The organism is Pseudomonas sp. NS1(2017) (assembly GCF_002269425.1).
Taxonomy (GTDB): Bacteria; Pseudomonadota; Gammaproteobacteria; order Pseudomonadales; family Pseudomonadaceae; genus Aquipseudomonas; species Aquipseudomonas reactans.
Genome location: NZ_CP022960.1, coordinates 1370261 through 1391103, shown reverse-complemented (window position 1 = coordinate 1391103; position 20843 = coordinate 1370261). Strand labels below are relative to the sequence as shown.

At 60.1% G+C, this 20843-nt stretch carries 23 protein-coding genes; 10 read left to right on the top strand and 13 right to left on the bottom strand.

Translation table 11 applies throughout. The features are described 5' to 3' along the window. Positions 1–2: 2 nt before the first annotated feature. Positions 3–755 (bottom strand): gluconate 2-dehydrogenase subunit 3 family protein, encoded by a 753-nt coding sequence (locus CI807_RS06710; RefSeq protein ID WP_095014121.1) that lies wholly within the window; start codon positions 753–755, stop codon positions 3–5. Positions 756–988: 233 nt separating this feature from the next. On the opposite strand from CI807_RS06710, the gene CI807_RS06705 reads away from it, so the two are divergent. Beyond that, the gene (locus CI807_RS06705) at positions 989–1705 is read left to right on the top strand and encodes a tyrosine-protein phosphatase (protein ID WP_095017513.1); all 717 of its coding nucleotides are present in this window, start codon (positions 989–991) and stop codon (positions 1703–1705) included. On the opposite strand, the gene CI807_RS06700 is transcribed toward CI807_RS06705, so the two are convergent. The 3 genes from CI807_RS06700 to prlC all read right to left on the bottom strand — a co-directional run bounded on the left by CI807_RS06700 (position 1639) and on the right by prlC (position 6136). Beyond that, positions 1639–3642, bottom strand: a complete 2004-nt coding sequence (locus CI807_RS06700) for a M3 family metallopeptidase (RefSeq protein WP_157741997.1) — start codon at positions 3640–3642, stop codon at positions 1639–1641. The two genes, CI807_RS06705 and CI807_RS06700, sit on opposite strands and share 67 nt — an antisense overlap. A gap of 125 nt (positions 3643–3767) precedes the next feature. Then, a complete protein-coding gene (locus tag CI807_RS06695) occupies positions 3768–4040 on the bottom strand; it encodes a YheV family putative zinc ribbon protein (RefSeq protein ID WP_095014119.1) in 273 nt (90 codons plus the stop codon). Next, positions 4037–6136, bottom strand: coding sequence for an oligopeptidase A (gene prlC, locus CI807_RS06690; protein WP_177409564.1), 2100 nt, complete (start codon positions 6134–6136; stop codon positions 4037–4039). Before prlC ends, CI807_RS06695 begins: the two co-directional genes overlap by 4 nt. 54 nt (positions 6137–6190) lie before the next feature. Here prlC and CI807_RS06685 point away from each other — a divergent pair, with 54 nt between their 5' ends. Together CI807_RS06685 and CI807_RS06680 are read left to right on the top strand one after the other, a co-directional pair. Continuing rightward, the gene (locus tag CI807_RS06685) at positions 6191–6733 is read left to right on the top strand and encodes a gamma carbonic anhydrase family protein (RefSeq protein WP_095014117.1); all 543 of its coding nucleotides are present in this window, start codon (positions 6191–6193) and stop codon (positions 6731–6733) included. Further along, entirely contained in the window at positions 6730–7383 is a 654-nt protein-coding gene (locus CI807_RS06680) for an HAD family hydrolase (protein WP_095014116.1), read from the top strand. Before CI807_RS06685 ends, CI807_RS06680 begins: the two co-directional genes overlap by 4 nt. 95 nt (positions 7384–7478) lie before the next feature. Here the strand turns inward: CI807_RS06680 and CI807_RS06675 are convergent, their stop codons facing one another. Next, positions 7479–8522 (bottom strand): aminopeptidase, encoded by a 1044-nt coding sequence (locus CI807_RS06675; protein WP_095014115.1) that lies wholly within the window; start codon positions 8520–8522, stop codon positions 7479–7481. Positions 8523–8663: 141 nt separating this feature from the next. Between CI807_RS06675 and CI807_RS06670 the strand changes: the two genes are divergently transcribed. Continuing rightward, positions 8664–9086, top strand: coding sequence for a hypothetical protein (locus tag CI807_RS06670; RefSeq protein WP_095014114.1), 423 nt, complete (start codon positions 8664–8666; stop codon positions 9084–9086). Here the strand turns inward: CI807_RS06670 and CI807_RS06665 are convergent, their stop codons facing one another. Together CI807_RS06665 and CI807_RS06660 are read right to left on the bottom strand one after the other, a co-directional pair. After that, complete coding sequence (locus tag CI807_RS06665) at positions 9087–9326, bottom strand: DUF1161 domain-containing protein (protein ID WP_016969660.1); 240 nt, start codon at positions 9324–9326, stop codon at positions 9087–9089. Positions 9327–9435: 109 nt separating this feature from the next. Next, positions 9436–9867, bottom strand: a complete 432-nt coding sequence (locus tag CI807_RS06660) for an OsmC family protein (RefSeq protein WP_038851085.1) — start codon at positions 9865–9867, stop codon at positions 9436–9438. Positions 9868–10084: 217 nt separating this feature from the next. Between CI807_RS06660 and CI807_RS06655 the strand changes: the two genes are divergently transcribed. Continuing rightward, positions 10085–11086, top strand: a complete 1002-nt coding sequence (locus CI807_RS06655; protein WP_028618620.1) for an LLM class flavin-dependent oxidoreductase — start codon at positions 10085–10087, stop codon at positions 11084–11086. A 60-nt stretch (positions 11087–11146) separates the two neighbouring features. Here CI807_RS06655 and CI807_RS06650 read toward each other — a convergent pair whose 3' ends face one another. Together CI807_RS06650 and CI807_RS06645 are read right to left on the bottom strand one after the other, a co-directional pair. Further along, positions 11147–11374 carry a DUF1161 domain-containing protein gene (locus CI807_RS06650; RefSeq protein ID WP_095014113.1) on the bottom strand — a complete coding sequence of 76 codons (228 nt, stop codon included), beginning with the start codon at positions 11372–11374 and terminating at the stop codon, positions 11147–11149. A gap of 115 nt (positions 11375–11489) precedes the next feature. Beyond that, on the bottom strand, positions 11490–11705 hold the full coding sequence (locus tag CI807_RS06645; RefSeq protein ID WP_007953919.1) for a dodecin: 216 nt from the start codon (positions 11703–11705) through the stop codon (positions 11490–11492). Between the two features lie 156 nt (positions 11706–11861). Here CI807_RS06645 and CI807_RS06640 point away from each other — a divergent pair, with 156 nt between their 5' ends. Then, on the top strand, positions 11862–12188 hold the full coding sequence (locus CI807_RS06640; RefSeq protein WP_003170746.1) for a YqjD family protein: 327 nt from the start codon (positions 11862–11864) through the stop codon (positions 12186–12188). Here CI807_RS06640 and CI807_RS06635 read toward each other — a convergent pair. Further along, the gene (locus tag CI807_RS06635) at positions 12185–13081 is read right to left on the bottom strand and encodes a LysR family transcriptional regulator (protein ID WP_095017512.1); all 897 of its coding nucleotides are present in this window, start codon (positions 13079–13081) and stop codon (positions 12185–12187) included. The genes CI807_RS06640 and CI807_RS06635 overlap by 4 nt on opposite strands. 110 nt (positions 13082–13191) lie before the next feature. Between CI807_RS06635 and trpB the strand changes: the two genes are divergently transcribed. The 4 genes from trpB to CI807_RS06615 all read left to right on the top strand — a co-directional run bounded on the left by trpB (position 13192) and on the right by CI807_RS06615 (position 17616). Then, the gene (gene trpB / locus CI807_RS06630) at positions 13192–14418 is read left to right on the top strand and encodes a tryptophan synthase subunit beta (protein ID WP_095014112.1); all 1227 of its coding nucleotides are present in this window, start codon (positions 13192–13194) and stop codon (positions 14416–14418) included. After that, positions 14418–15227: a tryptophan synthase subunit alpha gene (gene trpA, locus CI807_RS06625; protein ID WP_016978750.1), complete on the top strand. Its 810-nt coding sequence runs from the start codon at positions 14418–14420 to the stop codon at positions 15225–15227. The genes trpB and trpA overlap by 1 nt, the downstream gene beginning before the upstream one ends. 136 nt (positions 15228–15363) lie before the next feature. After that, positions 15364–15804 (top strand): anti-virulence regulator CigR family protein, encoded by a 441-nt coding sequence (locus CI807_RS06620; RefSeq protein WP_095014111.1) that lies wholly within the window; start codon positions 15364–15366, stop codon positions 15802–15804. A gap of 153 nt (positions 15805–15957) precedes the next feature. Then, positions 15958–17616 carry an FAD-binding protein gene (locus CI807_RS06615; protein WP_095014110.1) on the top strand — a complete coding sequence of 553 codons (1659 nt, stop codon included), beginning with the start codon at positions 15958–15960 and terminating at the stop codon, positions 17614–17616. Positions 17617–17653: 37 nt separating this feature from the next. On the opposite strand, the gene CI807_RS06610 is transcribed toward CI807_RS06615, so the two are convergent. From CI807_RS06610 to CI807_RS06600, 3 genes are all read right to left on the bottom strand, one after another. Continuing rightward, positions 17654–18958, bottom strand: coding sequence for an MFS transporter (locus CI807_RS06610; RefSeq protein ID WP_095014109.1), 1305 nt, complete (start codon positions 18956–18958; stop codon positions 17654–17656). Between the two features lie 68 nt (positions 18959–19026). Then, the gene (gene dgoD, locus CI807_RS06605; protein ID WP_095014108.1) at positions 19027–20175 is read right to left on the bottom strand and encodes a galactonate dehydratase; all 1149 of its coding nucleotides are present in this window, start codon (positions 20173–20175) and stop codon (positions 19027–19029) included. Positions 20176–20222: 47 nt separating this feature from the next. After that, positions 20223–20843, bottom strand: a complete 621-nt coding sequence (locus CI807_RS06600) for a 2-dehydro-3-deoxy-6-phosphogalactonate aldolase (protein ID WP_016978746.1) — start codon at positions 20841–20843, stop codon at positions 20223–20225.

Below are 20843 nucleotides of genomic sequence, written 5' to 3'. Positions count from 1 at the left end.
GTTTATGCCCTCTCGCCGCGGATGGAAACTGCCGGGAAGGGGTATTGCTCGTTGCGTTCAACCCAGTCCATGAAGTCGGCGCGCGCGCCGGGGAAGCCGATCATGGTCCAGCCGACCATGCCTTTGTTGCCGCCGTGGATCGGGTCGCAGAAGAAGCCTTCCTTGGTGTTTTGCAGCAACAAGTTGAAGAAGATCTTTGGCGGCACCGCATCAAAATGCGCCGTCACCTCACTACCGCCCGCCTCCAGACGCCGTAACATATCGTCTCGGGTAGCGCTGTCTTGCGCGGCAAAAACTTTGCCGTTGAACGCCTTCGACCAAGTATCCGTCGCGGCAATGCCCAGGCGATAGATCTCTTTGGGCACCAGTTTGGACTGCCAGCCCATCTCCGGCGGCGCATCCGCGTTGAACGGGCCTTGCATAAACCACAGGGCGCCGCTGGCGTACGGCGTGTTCATCTGGCGGTCGATATATTCCGGCGCACCGGCTTCCAGAGCACCTGGGCCTTGGGCATCAGCAGGGATTAACTGCGCGACCGCGGCGTTGATGAACGCCCATTCCTCGGCAGTGAAATAAGTCGGCTCATAGGCCTTTTCGCTGGCCGCAGGCTTGGCCGGCGCGGCTTGGGCCGGCTCAGGCGTGGCCATCAGCATCGAACCGCCAAGGCCGGTGCTGGCAACCGTGACCACCGGGATCAAGGTCAAGGATTTGCGCAGAAAGTCACGCCGGGGGTTGTCTTGATCTTGATCAGACATGGTGGCACCTCATCATGTGGTCACGGGTTTATCAGCCGGCTTCTGGTGAGCGGCTTGGCTTTTTTTTCGGTAAACAATAGTTACAAATGATAGCAGGCTATGCATCGAGAGAAGCGTTTCAGCGACTAAAGACTGATGATTCACGATTCTTTGACGCCCCCCTCACGCCTCATTGACCCCCCTTGGACCAACCTGAGCGGCATTCACCTTTTTCCTGCTCGGTCATGTCATCCATGCTCAAGAATCAATGGCTGCCGGCCTTCGGCCTCGCGTTCATCGCGCTGTTCTCCAGCGCTTTCGCTCAAGCCGACGAGCCCATCTCCATCCGTTCCCCCGAGTGGGCACAACCGGTGGGCAGTCAATACAACCTCCATCAGATGACGCCCACGCTCTATCGCAGCGGGTTACCCGACAGTAACGCAGCGCCGCTGCTGGAAAAGCTCAAGATCGGCACCGTGATCAATTTCCTGCCGGAATCCGATGCTGACTGGCTCAAATCGCCTGATATCCGCCAGGTACAGCTGACTTATCGCACCAACCATGTGGATGATTCCGACGTACTGGCGGCGTTGAGAGCCATCCAGGAAGCCGAAACCAACGGCCCGGTGCTGATGCATTGCAAGCACGGCTCTGACCGTACCGGCCTGATGGCGGCGATGTATCGGGTGGTGATTCAGGGGTGGAGCAAGGAGGATGCACTGAACGAAATGACCCTGGGTGGTTTTGGCACCAGCAATGGCTTCAAGGACGGCGTTCGCTACATGATGAGGGCCGATGTCGACAAGTTACGCAAGGCATTACTCAATGGAGAATGCAGTACCAGTGCCTTTGCCCTGTGTTCGGTGAAGAGTTGGATGAACACTGCCAACACTGGCTCCTGGATTCAAACTGCGTTGCCGGGTGTAACGTCTAAAAATAAACGCACCGAATCAACCAACGATCTAGAGTGACCGGGAGCAAGCACTAGCTCGCGAAACGCACGACCCGTCTGCGGGTTGAACACACCTTCTTGCTCAAACCTTTTGAAGGCTGCACGTGCCAGCACTTCAGACCATTGGTAAGCATAAAACCCGCCCTCGTAACCCGACACCATATGGCTGAAGCCATTGACGTAACGAACAGCGTCCAGCGCTGGCAGGTGCCCGACCTCACGGTTGGCGCTTGCAAATACCTGCTCAATTGCGCGTCCGTCGCCGTGGGTGCGATGCACTTCAATATCAAACAGCGCCAGGGTCAGCGACTCTGCGCGCTCCCAAGACGTTTGAGTGTTGGCATACACCACTTGCTGTCGGGCCATGGCCTCAGGCAACTGCGCGCCGGTTTCGACATGGCCTGACAGCCAGACAAGACATTCAGGGGAATCACACCAGCGCTCGAAGAACTGGCCGCAGAACTCCGCACTGTCGATGCCCAGGTCATCAATGCCCATTTTAGTGCGATAACCCACGCCCATCAGCACCTGCTGCAAGCAATGGCCGAACTCATGGAACAGGATCTTGAGCTGCTGGTGCGCAAGCAAGCAGGGCTCGTCAGGGGTCACTTCAAACTGGCTGCAGAGCACAACCACCGGTTGCACTCTTTGCCCTTCAGCTGTAGTCCAGCGGTTTTTCAACGAAAACGCCCTGGGAAAATCATCGCTGTTTTGCAAAAACGGTACGAAATATATCTGCCCCAATACTTCGCCATAGGCGTGCACTTGCAAGAGTCGAACCCCGGGAGCCCAGGAGTCGAAGCCATCGAGCTCACTGATTTCGATGTCGAACAGGCGCTTTATCAAAGCAAACAGGCGGATCAGGGTGGTATCCAGCGGGAAATAAGCGCGCAACGTCTCTTGAGCAACGCCGCTGGCCTGTTGCCGGATGATCTGCGCCAGATAGGCGTAATCCCAGGGCTGCAGATCGGCCAACCCAAGTTCACGGCCCAGCGTGGTGAGCAGTCGTTTGTCATGCTCGAAGGCCATACGTTGCGACGCAATTTGATCACGAATAAACGTCAGCACCTGATCTTCGGTATCCAATACCTGGAGTTCAAGCGCCAATCGAACGAAGTTGGCGTGGCCCAAAAGCTGGGCTTTTTGATGACGGCTGACCATTAGCATTTGCAGCAGCGGGCCATTGTCGAACTGCCCGGCATGCGGGCCGATATCGGACGCACGCGTGTTATAGGCGATGAAAACCTCCTCTCGCAAAGCGCGATTTTGCGCGTACGCCATGAGGTCTCGGTAGGTTTCTTCATTCAGGGTAATCAGCCAACCTTCCAGGTTGGCGGCACGGGCCTTTTGCGCCCTACGCGCCTTGAATGTCGGCGTAAGCCCCAGCAGGTGTGATTCGTCGGTGACGTGTTTGCGCCAAGCGTTGTTTGCCTGTTCCAACCGGCTAATGAACAACTGCTGAAGCCCGGCAATTTCAAGGTTAAGCGTCACCAGCCTCTGCTGCGAGACCGATTCCAATTCGATACCGGCCTGTTCAAACTTTTTCAGCGTACGCCTCAGCAAACTCTGACGGGACGCATCGAACAGTCCTGCCGCTGAACTGGCCGCCAACGCTTTGTAGCAGTCAAAGAGCGCGCGGTTACTGGTTAGATCGCGCACGAACTCTATGGCCCGGAAAGTGGCTTGCGCGGTGGCTCGCTTCCATTTTTGTTCAGTGTTTACGCTGTCGAGTATGTAAATCACCGTTAACACCTCGTCGATCCGCGACGTCACCGCCTCTATGGCCAGCACCAGATCGTCCCAGTTCGGGCTGTGTCGCTGGCTGGCAATGATGCGGCCCACCTCGGTGCGAGCGCGCAGCACGATCGCATCAACGGCAGGTACAAGATGTTCGGCGCGAATGGCCGAGAAAGGCGGCAGGTGATAGTCCTGCAACAGGGGATTGGGGTCTTGCATCGGGCATCCTTGAAGACAACAAGTGGGAGTTGTCATCCTGGAATACACCGCAGGAGAGAAGGGTGTAGATGCTTAACGCTCCTCGCCCCAAAACCTTGGTTTCAGGGCGAGAAACATCAAATGGGTCATTTTTTCAGCTTCGGATTAGGAAAGAACTGCACCGCCTGCACCTTGGGGTCCGCCGGAGCTTTCAACGCAGACGTATTCACCCGCGTGCCCAATTCCTTGGGCACCGACAACCCCTGGTCATTCAGCGTGTCGGTATAACCGCAGGCCACGCAAGCGCGATGGGGCACGTTGTCCTCGGTCCACATCTTCAACTTGTCCGGCTCGCTGCACGCCGGGCAGACCGCCCCGGCGATAAATTGCTTTTTGGTGATCACAGGCCCTTCACTCATGCTGCCGCGTCCTCACTCAGGCCGCTGTGGCGCAAGAGTGCGTCAATCGACGGCGCTCGTCCGCGGAAGTCGACGAACAGCACCATCGGTTCCTGGGAACCGCCACGCGCCAGGATCGCTTCGCGGAAGGCGCGGCCGGTCTCAGCGTTGAGCACACCCTCTTCTTCAAACTTGGAGAAGGCATCCGCCGACAGCACTTCAGCCCACTTGTAGCTGTAGTAACCCGCCGCGTATCCGCCAGCGAAAATGTGCGCGAAGCTATTGGGGAAACGGTTGTAGGCCGGCGGACGCATCACCGACACCTCATCGCGTACGCCTTCGAGCACCTGGGCCACGCTGCGGCCGTCACCGTGGGTGGCGTGCAGTTCGAAGTCGAACAGCGAGAATTCCAACTGGCGCACCATCATCAGGCCGGACTGGAAGTTCTTGGCCGCGAGCATTTTTTCCAGCAGGTCCTGAGGCAGCGCTTCGCCGGTTTCGTAGTGACCGGAGATCAGTGCCAGGCCTTCCGGCTCCCAGCACCAGTTCTCCATGAACTGGCTCGGCAATTCCACCGCATCCCAGGCCACGCCGTTGATGCCGGACACACCCGCGTGTTCAACGCGGGTCAGCAGGTGATGCAGGCCGTGGCCAAACTCGTGGAACAGGGTGGTCACTTCATCGTGGGTCAGCAGGGCAGGCTTGCCGCTGTCGGCCGGGGTGAAGTTGCACACCAGGTTGGCCACCGGGCTTTGCAGCACGCCGTCGATTTTGCGGCGACGGTCGCGCGCACCGTCCATCCACGCGCCGCCACGCTTGTTGGCGCGGGCGTAGAGGTCGAAGAAGAAGCGGCCCACGTGCTGGCCGTTTTCCTTGATTTCAAACAGGCGGACATCCGGGTGCCAGGTGTCGAAGCCTTTTTGCTCGGCGATTTCGATGCCGTACAGGCGCTGCACAATGGCGAACAGGCCGCCGAGCACTTTGTCGATCGGGAAGTACGCGCGCAGGGCTTCCTGGGACACGCTGTAGCGTTGCTCACGGAGTTTTTCGCCGTAGAAACCACTGTCCCAGCTTTGCAGCTCGGCGCAGCCTTGTTCGGCGGCGTAGGCCTTGAGCTGTTGCAGGTCCTGGGCGGCAAACGGCTTGCTGCGCTTGGCCAGGTCGCGCAGGAAGCTCAGCACCTGGTCGCTGGACTCGGCCATTTTGGTGGCCAGACTCAGTTCGGAGAACGACGCATAACCCAGCAGCTTGGCCAGCTCCTGACGCAGGTCGAGGATCTGTTCCATCACCGGGCCGTTATCGTTCTGACCGGCATTCGGGCCTTGATCCGACGCACGGGTGCAGTAAGCCGCGTAGACTTCTTCACGCAGGGCGCGGTCCTGGGCGTAGGTCATCACCGCGTAGTAGCTTGGGAATTCCAGGGTGATCAACCAGCCGTCGAGGCTTTTGGCCTGGGCGGCGGCAGCCATTTGCGCCTTGGCCGAATCGGTCAGGCCGGCGAGGGTGGCTTCGTCGGTGACGTGTTTGGTCCAGGCCTGGGTGGCGTCCAGCAACTGGTTGGAAAATTTGCTGCCCAGCTCGGACAGTTTGCTCTGCACTTCGGCGTAGCGCTTTTGCTGCTCGGGCGGCAGATCGATGCCGGACAGGCGGAAGTCACGCAGCGAGTGTTCCAGGATAGTTTTCTGCGCCACATCGAAACCGGCGGCTTCCGGGCTGTTGGCCAGGGCTTCGAAGGCCTGGAACAGCTCGCGGTTCTGGCCCATCTCGGTGGAGTAGGCGCTCAACGCCGGCAGGCAACTTTCGTAGGCTTCGCGCAGTTCAGCGCTGTTGCACACGGCGTTGAGGTGGCTGACCGGGCTCCAGGCGGCGCCCAGGCGGTCATTCAGTTCATCCATGGCCAGGACCAGGCCGGCCCACGTCGGATTTTTCCCCTGGCTTTGCAGGATGCCTTCGATGGCGACACGGTTGTCGGCGAGGATCTGTTCGATGGCCGGCTGGACGTGCTCGGCACGGATCGCCGAGAACGGCGGCAGGTCGTAGGACTGCAGAAGCGGGTTGTTCGCGCTCACGGTTGGCACCTTGGCTGAAGAAACATGTAAGAACAAAGATGGGGCCATCTTAATTACAATCAACGTCCACCGCAGCTATCAGCAGAAGAGAGAGAGGCTATCGTGACCCTTCGCACCTATCAGAACCACACGCCAGCCCTGAGCGCCGGGGCTTTTGTCGATATTTCGGCGGTGGTGATCGGCGATGTTGAAATCGGCGCCGACAGCTCGGTCTGGCCGCTGACCGTGATCCGCGGCGACATGCACCGCATCCGCATCGGTGCGCGCACCAGCGTGCAGGATGGCTGCGTGCTGCACATCACCCACGCAGGGCCCTTCAATCCGGATGGCTTCCCGCTGCTGATCGGCGACGACGTGACCATCGCCCACAAAGTCATGCTGCATGGCTGCACCGTGGGCAACCGCATCCTGATCGGCATGGGCAGCATCGTGATGGACGGCGCCGTGGTGGAAGACGACGTGATCATCGGCGCCGGCAGCCTGGTGCCGCCAGGCAAGAAACTCGAAAGCGGCTTCCTGTACGTGGGCAGCCCGGTTAAACAAATCCGCCCGCTGACTGACAAGGAACGCGCCTTTTTCACCTACAGCGCGGCGAACTACGTGAAGCTCAAAGACCTGCACCTGGCTGAAGGATTCGATCAATGAATTACCAAACCGTGCTGTTCGACCTGGACGGCACCCTCACCGACCCGCGCGAAGGCATTACTCGCTCGATCCAATATGCCCTCGGCAAACTGGGGATCGACGAGCCCGACCTGACCCAGCTGGAACACTTTATCGGCCCGCCGCTGCTGCAAGCGTTCATGCAGTTCTACGGTTTTGATGAAGCCAAGGCCTGGGAGGCAGTGAATTTCTACCGTGAGCGCTTCAAGGTGACCGGCCTGTATGAGAACCGCGTGTTCGACGGCGTAATGCCGTTGCTGGAGGACTTGAGCGGCCAGGGGCGCCAGCTCTACGTCGCCACCTCCAAGCCTTGGGTATTCGCCCGCGAGATCGCGCGGCACTTCGATTTCGCCAAGCACTTCAAGGTGATCTACGGCAGCGAACTGGACGGTACGCGCACCAACAAGGTCGAACTGATCGCCCACCTGATGAGCGAGGAAGGCCTGGACCCGGCTACCACCCTGATGATTGGTGACCGCAAGCATGACCTGATCGGCGCACGCAGCAACGGGCTGGATTCGGCAGCGGTGGGGTATGGGTTTGGCAGTTTTGAAGAACTGAATGCCGAGGCGCCGACTTGGCATTTTCAGACGTTGGCCGAAATGCATCAGGCGTTTATGCAGCGCAGCTGAAATAGCCTTCGCGAGCAAGCCCGCTCCCACATTCGACCGCATTCTCATGCTGGAAATCGGTCAATTGTGGGAGCGGGCTTGCTCGCGAAGAGGCCCTAAAGACCAACACCCTCTAGCTGTTTCAACGCTGCTCTACGCTGCTCCACTGGCAACCCGCCCATCGTTTCCACCGCCTTATAAAACCTCACCCAATCCCCATTTTCCCGCGCAAACAGCGCCGCAAACGCCGGCACCCACTGGTCATACAGACCGAACGGCAACAACCGTGCGTTGTTCATGGGCTGGTTGATCCACGCGTCATAACGTTTATCCCCGCCCCACTGGCTATCGCGCAATTGCCGATACTCGCTACGCAAACGCTCGAACTCGGCCGCCTTGGCCTGGCGCATCGCATCAGCGGCCAACGGTTGGGCGTAGAGCCTTTCCAAACGTTGCCGGGTATCGAGAACCAACTGGATAAACTGATCACGCTGCTTCGACGTCGACAGGCTCTGCGGCGCCAAACCCCGCGCAGCACGCCATTGCCGTGTGCCTTCCTGCTCGACGAAATTGGCAAACGACTCGTTGAACTCGGTGTCGTCCTTTACATAAAACCGCTGGTGCGCCAGCTCGTGGAAGATCAGCGTGGCCAAGCGCTCATCGCCCCAGTTCATCATCGAATTCATGATCGGGTCGTTGAACCAGCCCAAAGTAGAATAGGCCTCGACGCCGCCGATCGACACGTCCATGCCGCGCTGCTTCAACAACGCCGCCTCACCACGCGCCGCACCTTGGTTGTAATAGCCGCGATAAGCCACACAACCGGCAATGGGGAAGCAATGGGTTTCGGGGGACAGGGAAAATTCCTGCGTGGCAAACACATTCCAGACCACATAGGGCCGACCGATATCGGCATACAACCTGTAGCTCTGGTTGTCAGGCAGGTGCAAATGCTCACTGGCGAACGTGCGTGCTTTTTGTGATTGCACCAGGTGTTCGCGTAACAGCGGCGGGCGGGAAGAGTCGGCAATGACCTGCGCCACCGGCTCTCGGGCCCGCAGCAATTGCCATTGGCCGCTGGCCAACTGGCTGTAATAACTCACGCTGGAGCAGCCGCTGAGCAGCAAGACCATCACCCCTGGAAGAAAACGCCTGACCATGCCCCGACCGCTCCTGGGTAATTTGCCCGCCAGACTATCGCGCCTGTGCGGAATTTTTCCATGGCATGACGTGTTTATACTCATAGGGAGTCTGTTGCCATCGGCGCCAGGCTCAATACTTCCTTCCATTGAGTGCCTGCCATGCGCCAGCTCTTGCTTCCCGTTGCCGCCCTGTTCCTCGGTGCCTGCACCACAACGCCAGTGCCACCGAAGGATCCGCAACAAGCCTGGGTCGACTTCACCACGCCGACGCCGGGGTCCAAGCTGGTGATGGCGCAGCGTTTGGACGGCAAAAACCTGGAGGACGGGCGTTACTTCCAATTCCCGCCCGGCCATCACGAATTGATGGTGCGCTTCGACTTTGAAGTCCCGGCCGGCGGCGGATTGGGTGGGCTTAGCCAGATGATGTATCGCACCTGCTTCATGACCCTGGAATATGACCACTTCCAGGCCGGCCAGCGTTACGTGCTAGAAGGGCGCTCGTTGGCCTTCACGCCGAATATCCGGCTGTATGACTCGGCGCGTCAGTTGCTCGCAGAAGAACGCAGCGTCAACTGCATCTGATCAGTCGTTGTTTTTCTGGTAGATGATGCGCTTGGTGCCGTTTTCGCACGAACCGACAATCATCGCACTGTCGTGATTCTTGGCTTCTTCGGCGGTGATGATTTCCAGGGTGTACGAAGGAATCGCCTTGGCCTGGATCTTCACTTCAATCTCTTTCCTGAGCTCTTCACAATCTTTTGGCGCGGCCACGGCCGAAGTGGCCAATACACCGCAGATGATTGCCAAGGCAAAACGTTTCATGTGTGAAGCTCCCTGAATGCACTGCGCACGGATGTGCGCTTAGGCTGCAGGCTATTCGATCATATTTGGGGCTTCAGGAGCGAGCCTGCTCGCTCCTGAAGTAGAAGGCTTAGCCGACCAGCGTGGCATCCAGGCTGATTTTCGCATTCAGCACCTTGGACACCGGGCACCCTTCCTTGGCTTTTTTACTCAATTCATCGAACTGCGCCTGGCTTGCGCCGGGAATCTTGGCCTTGAGGATCAGGTGCACGGCGGTGATCGCAAAACCACCGTCCACCTGGTCCAGGGTCACTTCGGCCTGGGTGTCGATGCTGTCAGCCTTGAGCCCGGCATCGCCGAGAATCATGGAGAAGGCCATGGAGAAACAGCCGGCGTGGGCCGCACCGATCAGTTCTTCCGGGTTGGTGCCCTTGCCCCCCTCGAAACGCGCCTTGAAGCCGTAGGGCGCTTCACGTAGGACGCCGGTTTCCGTGGAAATGGAACCCAGGCCCGTCTTCAGGTCACCTTCCCAATGTGCGGATGCTTTTTTCACGATACTCATAGCGGTCTCCTCGAACGGTGGTTTTGCGTCAGTAAGGGTTCTGAGAGTAGTCGGACTGGCAAAGTTCATCATGTAGGAGAAACCTAGCAATACAGTAGGAATTTTCCTGGCGTGCTATTGAATCTCGGGTATATGCCCTTATTGCATGGGTATGCACATGAAGCGGCAGGTTTTGGTTCGTCTAAAAAGCCTGCGGCCCCCTAGGAGAAGCAGGCTTATGAAATCGCTGTCCGACGTAAAGTTTTCAACCCTCGACCTGGTGCCCGTGCGCGCCAATGGCAGCCCGGCGCAGTCGCTGCGCAATTCCCTGGACCTGGCCCAGCACGTGGAAAAATTCGGCTACAACCGTTTCTGGGTGGCCGAGCACCACAATATGGACGGTATCGCCAGTTCGGCCACTTCGGTGCTGCTGGGCTACCTGGCAGGTGGCACTTCGACGATTCGCGTCGGTTCCGGCGGTGTAATGCTGCCCAACCATGCGCCGCTGGTAATTGCCGAACAGTTCGGCACCCTGGAGAGCCTCTACCCCGGTCGTATCGACCTGGGCCTGGGCCGCGCCCCTGGCTCCGACCAGATGACCGCCCGCGCCCTGCGCCGTGAGCGCTCCGGCAGCGCCGATGAATTCCCGGAAGACGTGGCCGAGCTGATGGCCTACCTGGGCCCACGCACCCCCGACCAACGGATCATCGCCGTGCCTGGCACGGGCACCAATGTGCCGGTGTGGCTGCTCGGCTCCAGCTTGTTCAGTGCACAGCTGGCAGGCGAACGCGGTTTGCCCTACGCCTTCGCCTCGCATTTCGCACCACGCCTGATGCATGAGGCGATTCGCGTGTACCGCAATCACTTCAAACCTTCAGCCGTGCTGGATAAACCCTACGTGATGCTCGGCATTCCCTTGGTGGCGGCGGATACCGACGAGCAGGCTGATTACTTGGCAACTTCGGTCTACCAACGCATCCTCGCCCTCATGCGCGGGCAAAGCCTGGTGCAGCGCCCGCCGGTAAAAACCATGGACGGCCTGTGGTTGCCCCATGAAAAAGACGCGGTCGGCAGCTTCCTGGGCCTGGCCATGGTAGGCAGCCCGGCGAAGATCCGCGCCAAACTGGAAGTGCTGATCGAGCAGACCGGCGCCGACGAGTTGATCTTTACTTGCGACCTGTACGAACACGCCGACCGGATTCATTCCTACGAGCTGCTGGCGCAGGTGATGAAGGGCTAAAACTTTCAGGCGAAAAAAAACCGACGCAGCGCGTCGGTTTTTTATGTCTGCAACACGGGATTAACCGCGCTTGTAGGCAATTTCCTTGGTGCCACCCTCGCAGGTGCCGACCACTGTGTGATCGCTCGGCGCAGCGCCTTTATCCACCACTTCCAGCGAATAACCCGTAGCGCCCTTGGCGTCGATTTTCGCTGCAATTTCGCTTTTGAGCTCTTCACAAGGCTTGCCCGCCGCCAGGGCCGTGCCTGCAATGCTCAACAAACCTACCGCTAACAGGAACTTCTTCATCCGTTACTTTCCTTGCGCTGATCGAAAAGAGCGTGCCGACGCTTGTGGCATCGGCACCCATTGGTTGTAGCGCAGGTTATGGCAATCGGCCAGTCAGCAAGTTCAACCGATGCGATCAACTACTGGCAATTCGGAACCCCACCTTGAGGGTGACCTGGAAGTGCGCGGCCTTGCCGTCCTTGATGTGACCACGGGTTTCAGTCACCTCGAACCATTCCAGATGCTTGATGCTCTTGTTGGCCTCGGCCAGCGCATTGTTGATGGCGTCTTCAATGCTGGAGGTGGACGAGCCCACCAGTTCAACTTTCTTGTAGGTGTGATGATCACTCATGGCAGTTCTCCTAAGGGTCGTTCAGCAAGCGTAGCAGTCAATGTTCGTACTGCTTCTGGCGACTGTTCGTACCCGAAAGTTCAGATTTACTGCACTTTCTGAAACGGCCGCAGTCGGTATCTACACACGCCACTCAATCACTTCAGGAGAGTCCACATGGCCAACACTTCTTTACGCAAAGCGTCGCTGGAAAGCATGGAAGCCGAGATTTCGAGCCTGCTCAAATCTCTGGAAAGTCTCAAGGACGATGCATCCGACGAGTCGCGCAAAACCTTGAAGGCCCTGAAAAGCAATGCCGAGAATGCCCTAAAGCACTCCCGCCACCTGATCAGCGACGCCTACGAAGAAAGCAAAGTCAAAATCCGCGAAACCGGTGTTGCAACCCGGGACTACGCACAAGAGCACCCATGGACTACAGCCGGCGTCGCCGTCGGTGCACTGGGCCTGCTCGCGGCTTACCTGCTGTGCAAACGCGGCGATTAAACCGGTTCCCGCAGTAGCTCAGCCTTGAACCATTGCGCCAGTTGCCCGGCGCGCCCGTCTGCGGCGCGCTTGGGCAGCCACAGCGCCAGGTGCGCCGGGGTTTCGCTGAAACCCCACGGTGCCACCAGGCGACCCGCACGCAAGTCCTCGGCCACCAGCGGCTGCGGGGCGATGGCTACACCCAATCCTGCCACTGCCGCCTCCAGTAAATAATATAAATGCTCAAACCCCTGGCCGTGTTTCAACGCGCCGGGCTCGATGCCGTGCTGCGCCGCCCAACTGGGCCAGGCTTGCGGGCGTGACGTGGTGTGCAACAGCTTTTCACCACACAAGGCCTCGGCGGGCGCCTCGCGCAAGCGATCATAGCCGGCAAAGCGCGGGCTCATCACCGGGCCGATGCGTTCACTGGCCAGCTCATACACCTGCATATCCGCCGGCCATGGCGGTTCAGCGAACACCAAAAGCGCATCCAGGCCTGGGCGGCGCGGGTCCAGATCCCCATCACCCGCCGACAGGTGCAAGCGCAGGTGCGGCAAGTCGGCGTTCAAGCGGCCCAGGCGCGGGATCAACCAGCGCGCCAGCAGGCTGCCCGAACAGCCGAGTACAAAAGGCGCATCGGCGCTGGCCTGGGTCAGCTCGGCACACACATCCCTCAGGCGCTCGAAGGCCTCGGCGCTGGCATCCCGTAGCCGGACGCCTGCATCTGTGAGTTTAAGGCCGCGACCTTCTTTGACGAACAAGCTGATACCCAAATGCTCCTCCAGCACCTTCAACTGCCGGCTGACGGCACCGTGGGTCACGTGCAATTGCTCGGCGGCCTGACTGACGCTATTCAATCGCGCAGTCGCTTCAAAGGCACGCAGGGCATTGAGGGGCGGAAGGTCTCGGCTCATCTGTGAGTTTTCCTGACAGGTTGCGGCGATCTTATCGGTTTTCAGCATAGGGCGTCAGGGGTAGAGTGGCTCTCATTGTTTCCCACACCGATTCTTTCCTGGAGCGTCCCATGACTCAGTCCCAGACCGATCTACGCAACGGCCCTGACGCCAACGGCCTGTTTGGCGCGTTCGGCGGCCGCTACGTCGCTGAAACCCTGATGCCGTTGATCCTCGACCTGGCCCGCGAATACGAAGCGGCCAAGGAAGATCCTGCATTCAAAGAGGAATTGGCCTACTTCCAGCGTGACTACGTCGGTCGTCCAAGCCCGCTGTACTTCGCCGAACGCCTGACCGAATTCTGCGGCGGCGCCAAGATCTACCTCAAGCGCGAAGAGCTGAACCACACCGGCGCGCACAAGATCAACAACTGCATCGGCCAGATCCTGCTGGCCCGGCGCATGGGCAAGAAGCGCATCATCGCCGAAACCGGCGCCGGCATGCACGGTGTGGCCACTGCCACCGTGGCGGCGCGCTTCGGCCTGCAATGCGTGATCTACATGGGCACCACCGACATCGAGCGCCAGCAAGCCAACGTGTTCCGCATGAAGCTGCTGGGCGCCGAAGTGATCCCGGTGGTCGCCGGCACCGGCACCCTGAAAGACGCCATGAACGAAGCCCTGCGTGACTGGGTGACCAACGTCGACAGCACCTTCTACCTGATCGGCACCGTGGCCGGCCCGCACCCGTACCCGGCGATGGTGCGCGACTTCCAGGCCGTGATCGGCAAGGAAACCCGCGACCAGTTGCAAGCCCAAGAAGGCCGCCTGCCGGACAGCCTGGTGGCGTGCATCGGCGGTGGTTCCAACGCCATGGGCCTGTTCCACCCGTTCCTGGACGACACCAGTGTCGAAATCATCGGCGTTGAAGCCGCCGGCCACGGCATCGAGACCGGCAAGCATGCCGCCAGCCTCAACGGTGGTGTACCCGGCGTACTGCACGGCAACCGTACGTTCCTGCTGCAGGATGACGACGGCCAGATCATCGACGCCCATTCGATCTCCGCTGGCCTGGATTACCCCGGCATCGGCCCGGAACACGCGTGGTTGCATGACATCGGTCGCGTTCAGTACACCTCGGTGACCGACGACGAAGCCCTCGATGCCTTCCACAAATGCTGCCGCCTGGAAGGGATCATTCCTGCCCTGGAAAGCGCCCACGCCTTGGCCGAAGTGTTCAAACGCGCACCGGCCCTGCCGAAGGATCACCTGATGGTGGTCAACCTGTCCGGCCGTGGCGACAAAGACATGCAGACCGTGATGCACCACATGGAAACCTCTCAGCAGGAGAAACACTGATGAGCCGCCTGCAAACCCGCTTCGCACAGCTTAAAGAACAGAATCGCGCCGCCCTGGTGACCTTCGTTACCGCTGGCGACCCTGGCTACGACACCTCGCTGGCGATCCTCAAAGGCTTACCAGCCGCCGGCGCCGACGTGATCGAGTTGGGCATGCCCTTCACCGATCCGATGGCCGACGGCCCGGCGATCCAGCTGGCCAACATTCGCGCGTTGAACGCCAAGCAAAACCTGGTGAAAACCCTGCAGATGGTCCGCGAATTCCGCCAAGACAACAACGACACGCCGCTGGTGTTAATGGGCTACTTCAACCCGATCCACAAATACGGCGTGCCGCAGTTCATCGCCGACGCCAAGGAAGCCGGCGTGGACGGCCTGATCGTGGTCGACATGCCACCTGAACATAACGGCGAGCTGTGCGACCCGGCCCAAGCCGCAGGCATCGACTTTATCCGCCTGACCACGCCGACCACCGATGACGTGCGTCTGCCGACCGTGCTCAACGGCAGCTCCGGCTTTGTGTACTACGTGTCGGTGGCCGGTGTAACCGGCGCCGGCGCTGCGACCCTGGAACACGTTGAAGAGGCCGTAACCCGCCTGCGCCGCCATACCGACCTGCCGATCAGCATCGGTTTTGGTATCCGCACGCCGGAACAAGCGGCGGCCATCGCCCGCCTGGCTGACGGTGTGGTCGTAGGCTCGGCACTGATCGACCATATCGCCAATGCCAAGAATGACCAGCAAGCCATCGACGGCGTGTTGAGCCTGTGTGCGGCATTGTCGGAAGGCGTGCGTAACGCTCGTAAGTAAGGGCCCCGTAAGCAGTAGGTAAAGTTCCTGATACAGAGGAATCAACCCGCCCGGGCACGGCCTAAACAGCAAGACCAAGGGATTTCGAACCGCGTTCGAAATCCCTTTTTTGTTTGCGTGCCCTGAGGAATACCCGATGAAAATGCCCAAAACCGTGATTGCCAGCCTTGGCGTGCTGGTGCTTGGCGCCAGCGCCCTGGTGCAGGCCGCGCCTTATGACCAAGGTGGCCCGGACCGTGGCGGCCCACAGGGCCAGCACGAACAACGCGGCGACGACCATCGCGACCCGCAGGACAACCGTCGCGGCGGCCCGCCCCAGGATTTCGGCCCGGTCCGCCAGATCATCCACGATAACCACGGCCAGTTCGCCCGTGGCGCACCGCCACCGCCGAATGTACGCCTGGTGCGTGGCCAGCCGCTGCCCCGGGGCTACTACGGCGAGCGCCTCGACCGCCGCGCCTTGGAGCGCCTGCCGGTGTATCCCGGTTATGAATGGCGCCGTTCGGGACCGGACGTGGTATTGATCGCCGTAGGCACCGGCATTGTTTATGAAATCCTCGATGGCGTGCTGAACTGATTTCTTGCACTAGGCTTGAGGGGTGACATCCCGTCACCCCTTGACCACCTCATGCCTATTGCCGTCTAACCTCCCCGCAAGCCTAGTATTCCTTGCCCTACGGTCGTTAAGTTAGCCGCATCAGAAGTCATCCTTGGCTCCCAGGAGTACATCATGGCATTTGATCTCATTACCCCCTCTGACCGTCGTCATTCAACGCTGCAAAAGGGTTTCAATCTGCGCTGGCCCCTGGGCAATGTGCAGGGTGAGTCATCGCCCAATGGGGCCGACCGCATCTATATCTGCCACAGCCCTCAGGACGTTATCGACGCCGCTGCCCAAGCATTGGCTGTTCCCAATGGCCGGATCACGGTGCGCAGCGGCGGCCATTGCTACGAAGGCTTTGTCTCCAACAAGATGCCCGGCAGTCCCAATGAAGTATTGTCGATCTTGGACATCAGTCCGATGAACCACCTGACCTACGATGCCAACGGGCACATCGGTTCCACGTTGATCCCCAGCCAGCCCGAGCGCTACACCGTTCGCCTGGAATCCGGTGGCCAGAACTGGGACGCCTATGTTGCGCTGTACAAGCTGGCCAACAAGACCTTGCCCGGCGGCTCGTGTTATTCGGTCGGACTGGGCGGGCATATTTGCGGAGGCGGCTACGGTTTGCTGTCGCGCAAACACGGTTTGGTATGCGACTGGCTGGATGGCGTCGATATGCTAGTTCCCAACGCCCAGGGCAACGGTTTGATACCGGTACACGTATCACGCCACAGCACCGACCCCGACGAGCTCAACCTGTTCGCCGCCTGCTGCGGGGCAGGGGGCGGGCAGTTCGGCATCATCACCAGCTATTACTTCAAGACATTGCCGGACGCCCCCACGGAAGTGCTGTGGTTGGTGCTGGAATGGGATTGGTCCGTGTTAACCAAGACCGCTCTCGACAACCTGCTAGCGGCCTACCAAGCCTGGTTCGCCGACAATCAAAGCAACCCGGACACCTGGGGCCTGGCGACCAAGCTGGAAATGCGCCACCAGCACACCGGCAATGTGACTTTGGGTATTCACTATGTGGACAAGGACGGAGCGTCGGACGACCGGACGTACTTCGACGATTTCGTCAGCAAAATGCTCACAGCCATTGCACTGCCTGCCAGCGAGTCGCTGGTGCCGTTTTACGTGACCCATCTGCCACGCGGCAGCGCCACCGGGCGCACCATCAACTCGCTAGCATCTGCCCAAGACGCCACCCAGCACCTGGACTGGCTGGTGTGCCAGCAGACCTTGAATGGCTCGGGAGATAACCAGCGTGGGCGCTATAAGTCGGCCTACCAGAAAGGCGTGTTCACCCCGCAGGTACTGCAGGCCATCTGGGACACCCTGACCTTGGATGACCCCGATAACCACCTGACCCAAAGCCTGATCCAGATCCAATCCTTCGGTGGGCGCATTAATGAGCCAGACCCGGCCGTGCGCCGCGAAACCTCGGCGGCGCAGCGCTCTTCCTATTTGAAGTGGCAACCGCAATGTTATTGGCGCGGGGCCAGCGAGGCGGCGGACCAGGCCCACGCGCGCTGGATCCAGGGGCTGTTTTTCAAGGCTTTCGCCAATGATAAGGGTGTGCCGGTCAATCCCGAGTTCGAGGGCTGCTACATCAATTACCCCGACCTCGACATGACGCACCTGGGGGGCGACCCCGCCAATCCAAAAAACCCGTCCTGGTATGGGATTTTCTTCCCCAACACTGTCATCGAGCGCCGCTTGAGGGATACCAAACTACGCTGGGACCCGCACAACGTGTTTCGCAACGAGATGTCGGTGCCGTAATCCAAAAAAAGGGCGACCCCAAGGTCGCCCGCTTTTCTTACAACTCGATCCGTTCGACCTTACCCACCAGCAACACATAGGAAAGCGCCCCGAGCAACGCCAGCACCGCGATATAGGTAATCGCCGGCGCAAACGAATCGCCACTGGCTAGAAAGCCAATCACGATCGGCGTGGCAATCGCCGACAGGTTGCCGATGAAGTTGAACACCCCACCGGTCAACCCCAACAGGCGGGCCGGTGCAAGGGTCGACACCAGCGACCAGGTAATCGACGCCAACCCATTACCAAAGAACGCCACCGCCAGGAACGCAATCACCCACACCGTCGAATCCACATAGTTGGCACCGATGATCGCCGTGGAGATCAGCAGCCCGCCGATGATCGGCAACTTGCGCGCAAACCCCACCGACGCGCCGCGACGAATCAACCAATCGGAAAAGATCCCGGAACACAGCACGCCCACAAACGCCGCCAGGAATGGCAACGACGCCAGCAAGCCGGACTTGATGAAATCCATGCCGCGATACTTCACCAGATAAGTCGGGAACCACGTCAGAAAGAACCACAGCGTGGAGTTGAGGCAGAACTGCCCCAGGTAGATGCCCCACAGCTTGCGCTTGCTCAACACGATGCCCAGGTCGATCCAGCTGAACGGCGCCTTGGCGGCTTTTTCCTGCATGTCTACCAGGCCGCCACCTTCACGGATCAGCTCGATTTCAGCAGCGTTCGCGCTTTTGAAATCCTTCGGCTCGCGGTACACCGCATACCAGATCGCCGCCCACAGGATGCCGACGCCACCGGTCACCACAAACACCATGTGCCAGCCAAACGCATGTTGCAGCCACGCCAGTACCGGCGTGAGGAATGCCAGCCCAACAAACTGCCCGGAGGTATAAACGCCAATCGCCGTAGCGCGCTCACGCTCAGGGAACCAGGTGGTGACCACGCGGCTGTTGATCGGGTAGGCCGGCGCTTCCAACGCGCCCACCGCCATGCGCAACACGAACAGCGCGATAAAGCTGGCGGCGAAGCCAAGCATGACGGTGGCGATGGACCACAACAGCAGTGCCGCCGTGTAGAGGATGCGCGGCGGCACGCGGTCCACCAGCCAGCCGCCGGGGATCTGCATGGCGGCATAGGTCCAGCCGAACGCGGAGAAAATCAGCCCGACGTGCACCGGGTCGATCCCCAGTTCGCTGGTCAGGGCCGGAGCGGCGATGGACAGGTTGCTGCGGTCGAGGTAGTTGATGACCACGGTGATAAACAGCAACACCATGATGAAGAAGCGCTTTCGGGTAGGCGTGACTAAAGAAGCCTGCCCGGTGAAGGATTCAGGGTGCATGGGGGGTTGCCTCTTCTTATGTTTATTGAGGGCTTGCAGGAGCCGGCAGCCCGGCTCCTACAGGGTGCTTACCACTCGGCGAAGCTGCCGTCGGCGTGGCGCCAGATCGGGTTGCGCCAGCGGTGGCCGATGGCCGCGCGTTCGATCACGTATTCCTCATTGATCTCGATGCCCAGGCCCGGCCCGTTGGGGATCTTCACAAAGCCCTGGTCATAGTCGAACACGCCCGGGTCGCGCACGTAATCGAGCAGGTCATTGCTCTCGTTGTAGTGAATGCCCAGGCTTTGCTCCTGGATAAACGCGTTGTAGCAGACCGCGTCCAATTGCAGGCACGCCGCCAGGGCAATCGGGCCCAGCGGGCAGTGCAGGGCCAGGGCCACGTCGTAGGCTTCGGCCATGTTGGCGATCTTGCGGGTTTCGGTGATGCCACCGGCATGGGACGCATCCGGCTGGATGATGTCGACGTAGCCTTCGCTGAGCACACGCTTGAAATCCCAACGCGAGAACAGGCGCTCGCCCAGGGCAATCGGCGTGCTGGTCAGCGGTGCCAGCTCTTTCAGCGCTTCGTAGTTCTCGCTGAGCACCGGCTCTTCGATGAACATCAATTTGTACGGGTCGAGTTCCTTCATCAGCACCTTGGCCATGGGCTTGTGCACCCGGCCATGGAAGTCGACGCCGATGCCGACATTGGGTCCCACCGCATCCCGTACGGCGGCGACGTTGGCCAGGGCCAGGTCGACTTTTTCAAAGCTGTCGACGAACTGCAGTTCTTCGGTGCCGTTCATCTTCACCGCGGTGAAGCCACGGGCCACTGCCTCTTTGGCGGCGCGGGCGGTGCCTGCGGGGCGGTCGCCGCCGATCCACGAGTAAACGCGGATCTTGTCGCGCACTTGGCCGCCGAGCAAGTCGCTGACGGACACACCGAGCGCCTTGCCCTTGATGTCCCACAACGCCTGGTCGATGCCGGCGAGGGCGCTCATGTGCACGGCGCCGCCGCGGTAGAAGCCGCCGCGATAGAGCACGGTCCAGATGTCTTCGATATTGCGTGGGTCTTTGCCGATCAGGTAGTCGGACAATTCTTCGACGGCAGCGGCCACGGTGTGGGCGCGGCCTTCTACAACAGGCTCACCCCAGCCGGTCACGCCCTGGTCGGTCTCGACTTTCAGGAAGCACCAGCGCGGTGGGACGATAAAGGTCGTCAGTTTGGTGATTTTCATCTGTTATCTCTCTTATAGATGCGGCGCCGGTAGGCGCGAAACTTGATTCAGCTAAGGGCTTTCCAGGCGGCGACATAAGCCTGGGCGCGGCTCGCTACCTGATCCACGGTCATACCCGGTTTGAACAACCCGGAACCCAGCCCGAAACCTTTGGCGCCGGCGTCGGTGAACACCTGCATGTTGTCCGGGGTGATGCCTCCCACCGGCAGCAGCAAGGTGCCAGCCGGCAATACCGCCAGCCACGCCTTGATCACCGAAGGGCCCATTTGCTCGGCGGGGAACAGCTTCAGCACGTCGGCGCCTTCGGCCAGTGCCGCGAAGGCTTCGGTCGGCGTAGCCACGCCCGGCGACAGAAACAGGCCTGCGGCTTTCGCAGCACGCAACACCTTGGCATCGCTGTGGGGCATGACGATCACTTGGCCGCCGGCCGCCTTCACTTGCTCAACCTGCTCCGGCGTCAACACCGTGCCAGCACCGATCAGGCAATCGGCGGGCAAACTGTCGCGCAGGGTGCGGATACTGGTGTAGGGATCAGGCGAATTCAGCGGGACTTCGATCACCCGAAACCCCGCCTGGTACAGCACCTGGCCGACAGCCTGGGCTTCGTCCGGGCGAATGCCGCGCAGGATGGCGATCAAACCGTTTTGCGCGAGTGCTTGCTTGAGCAT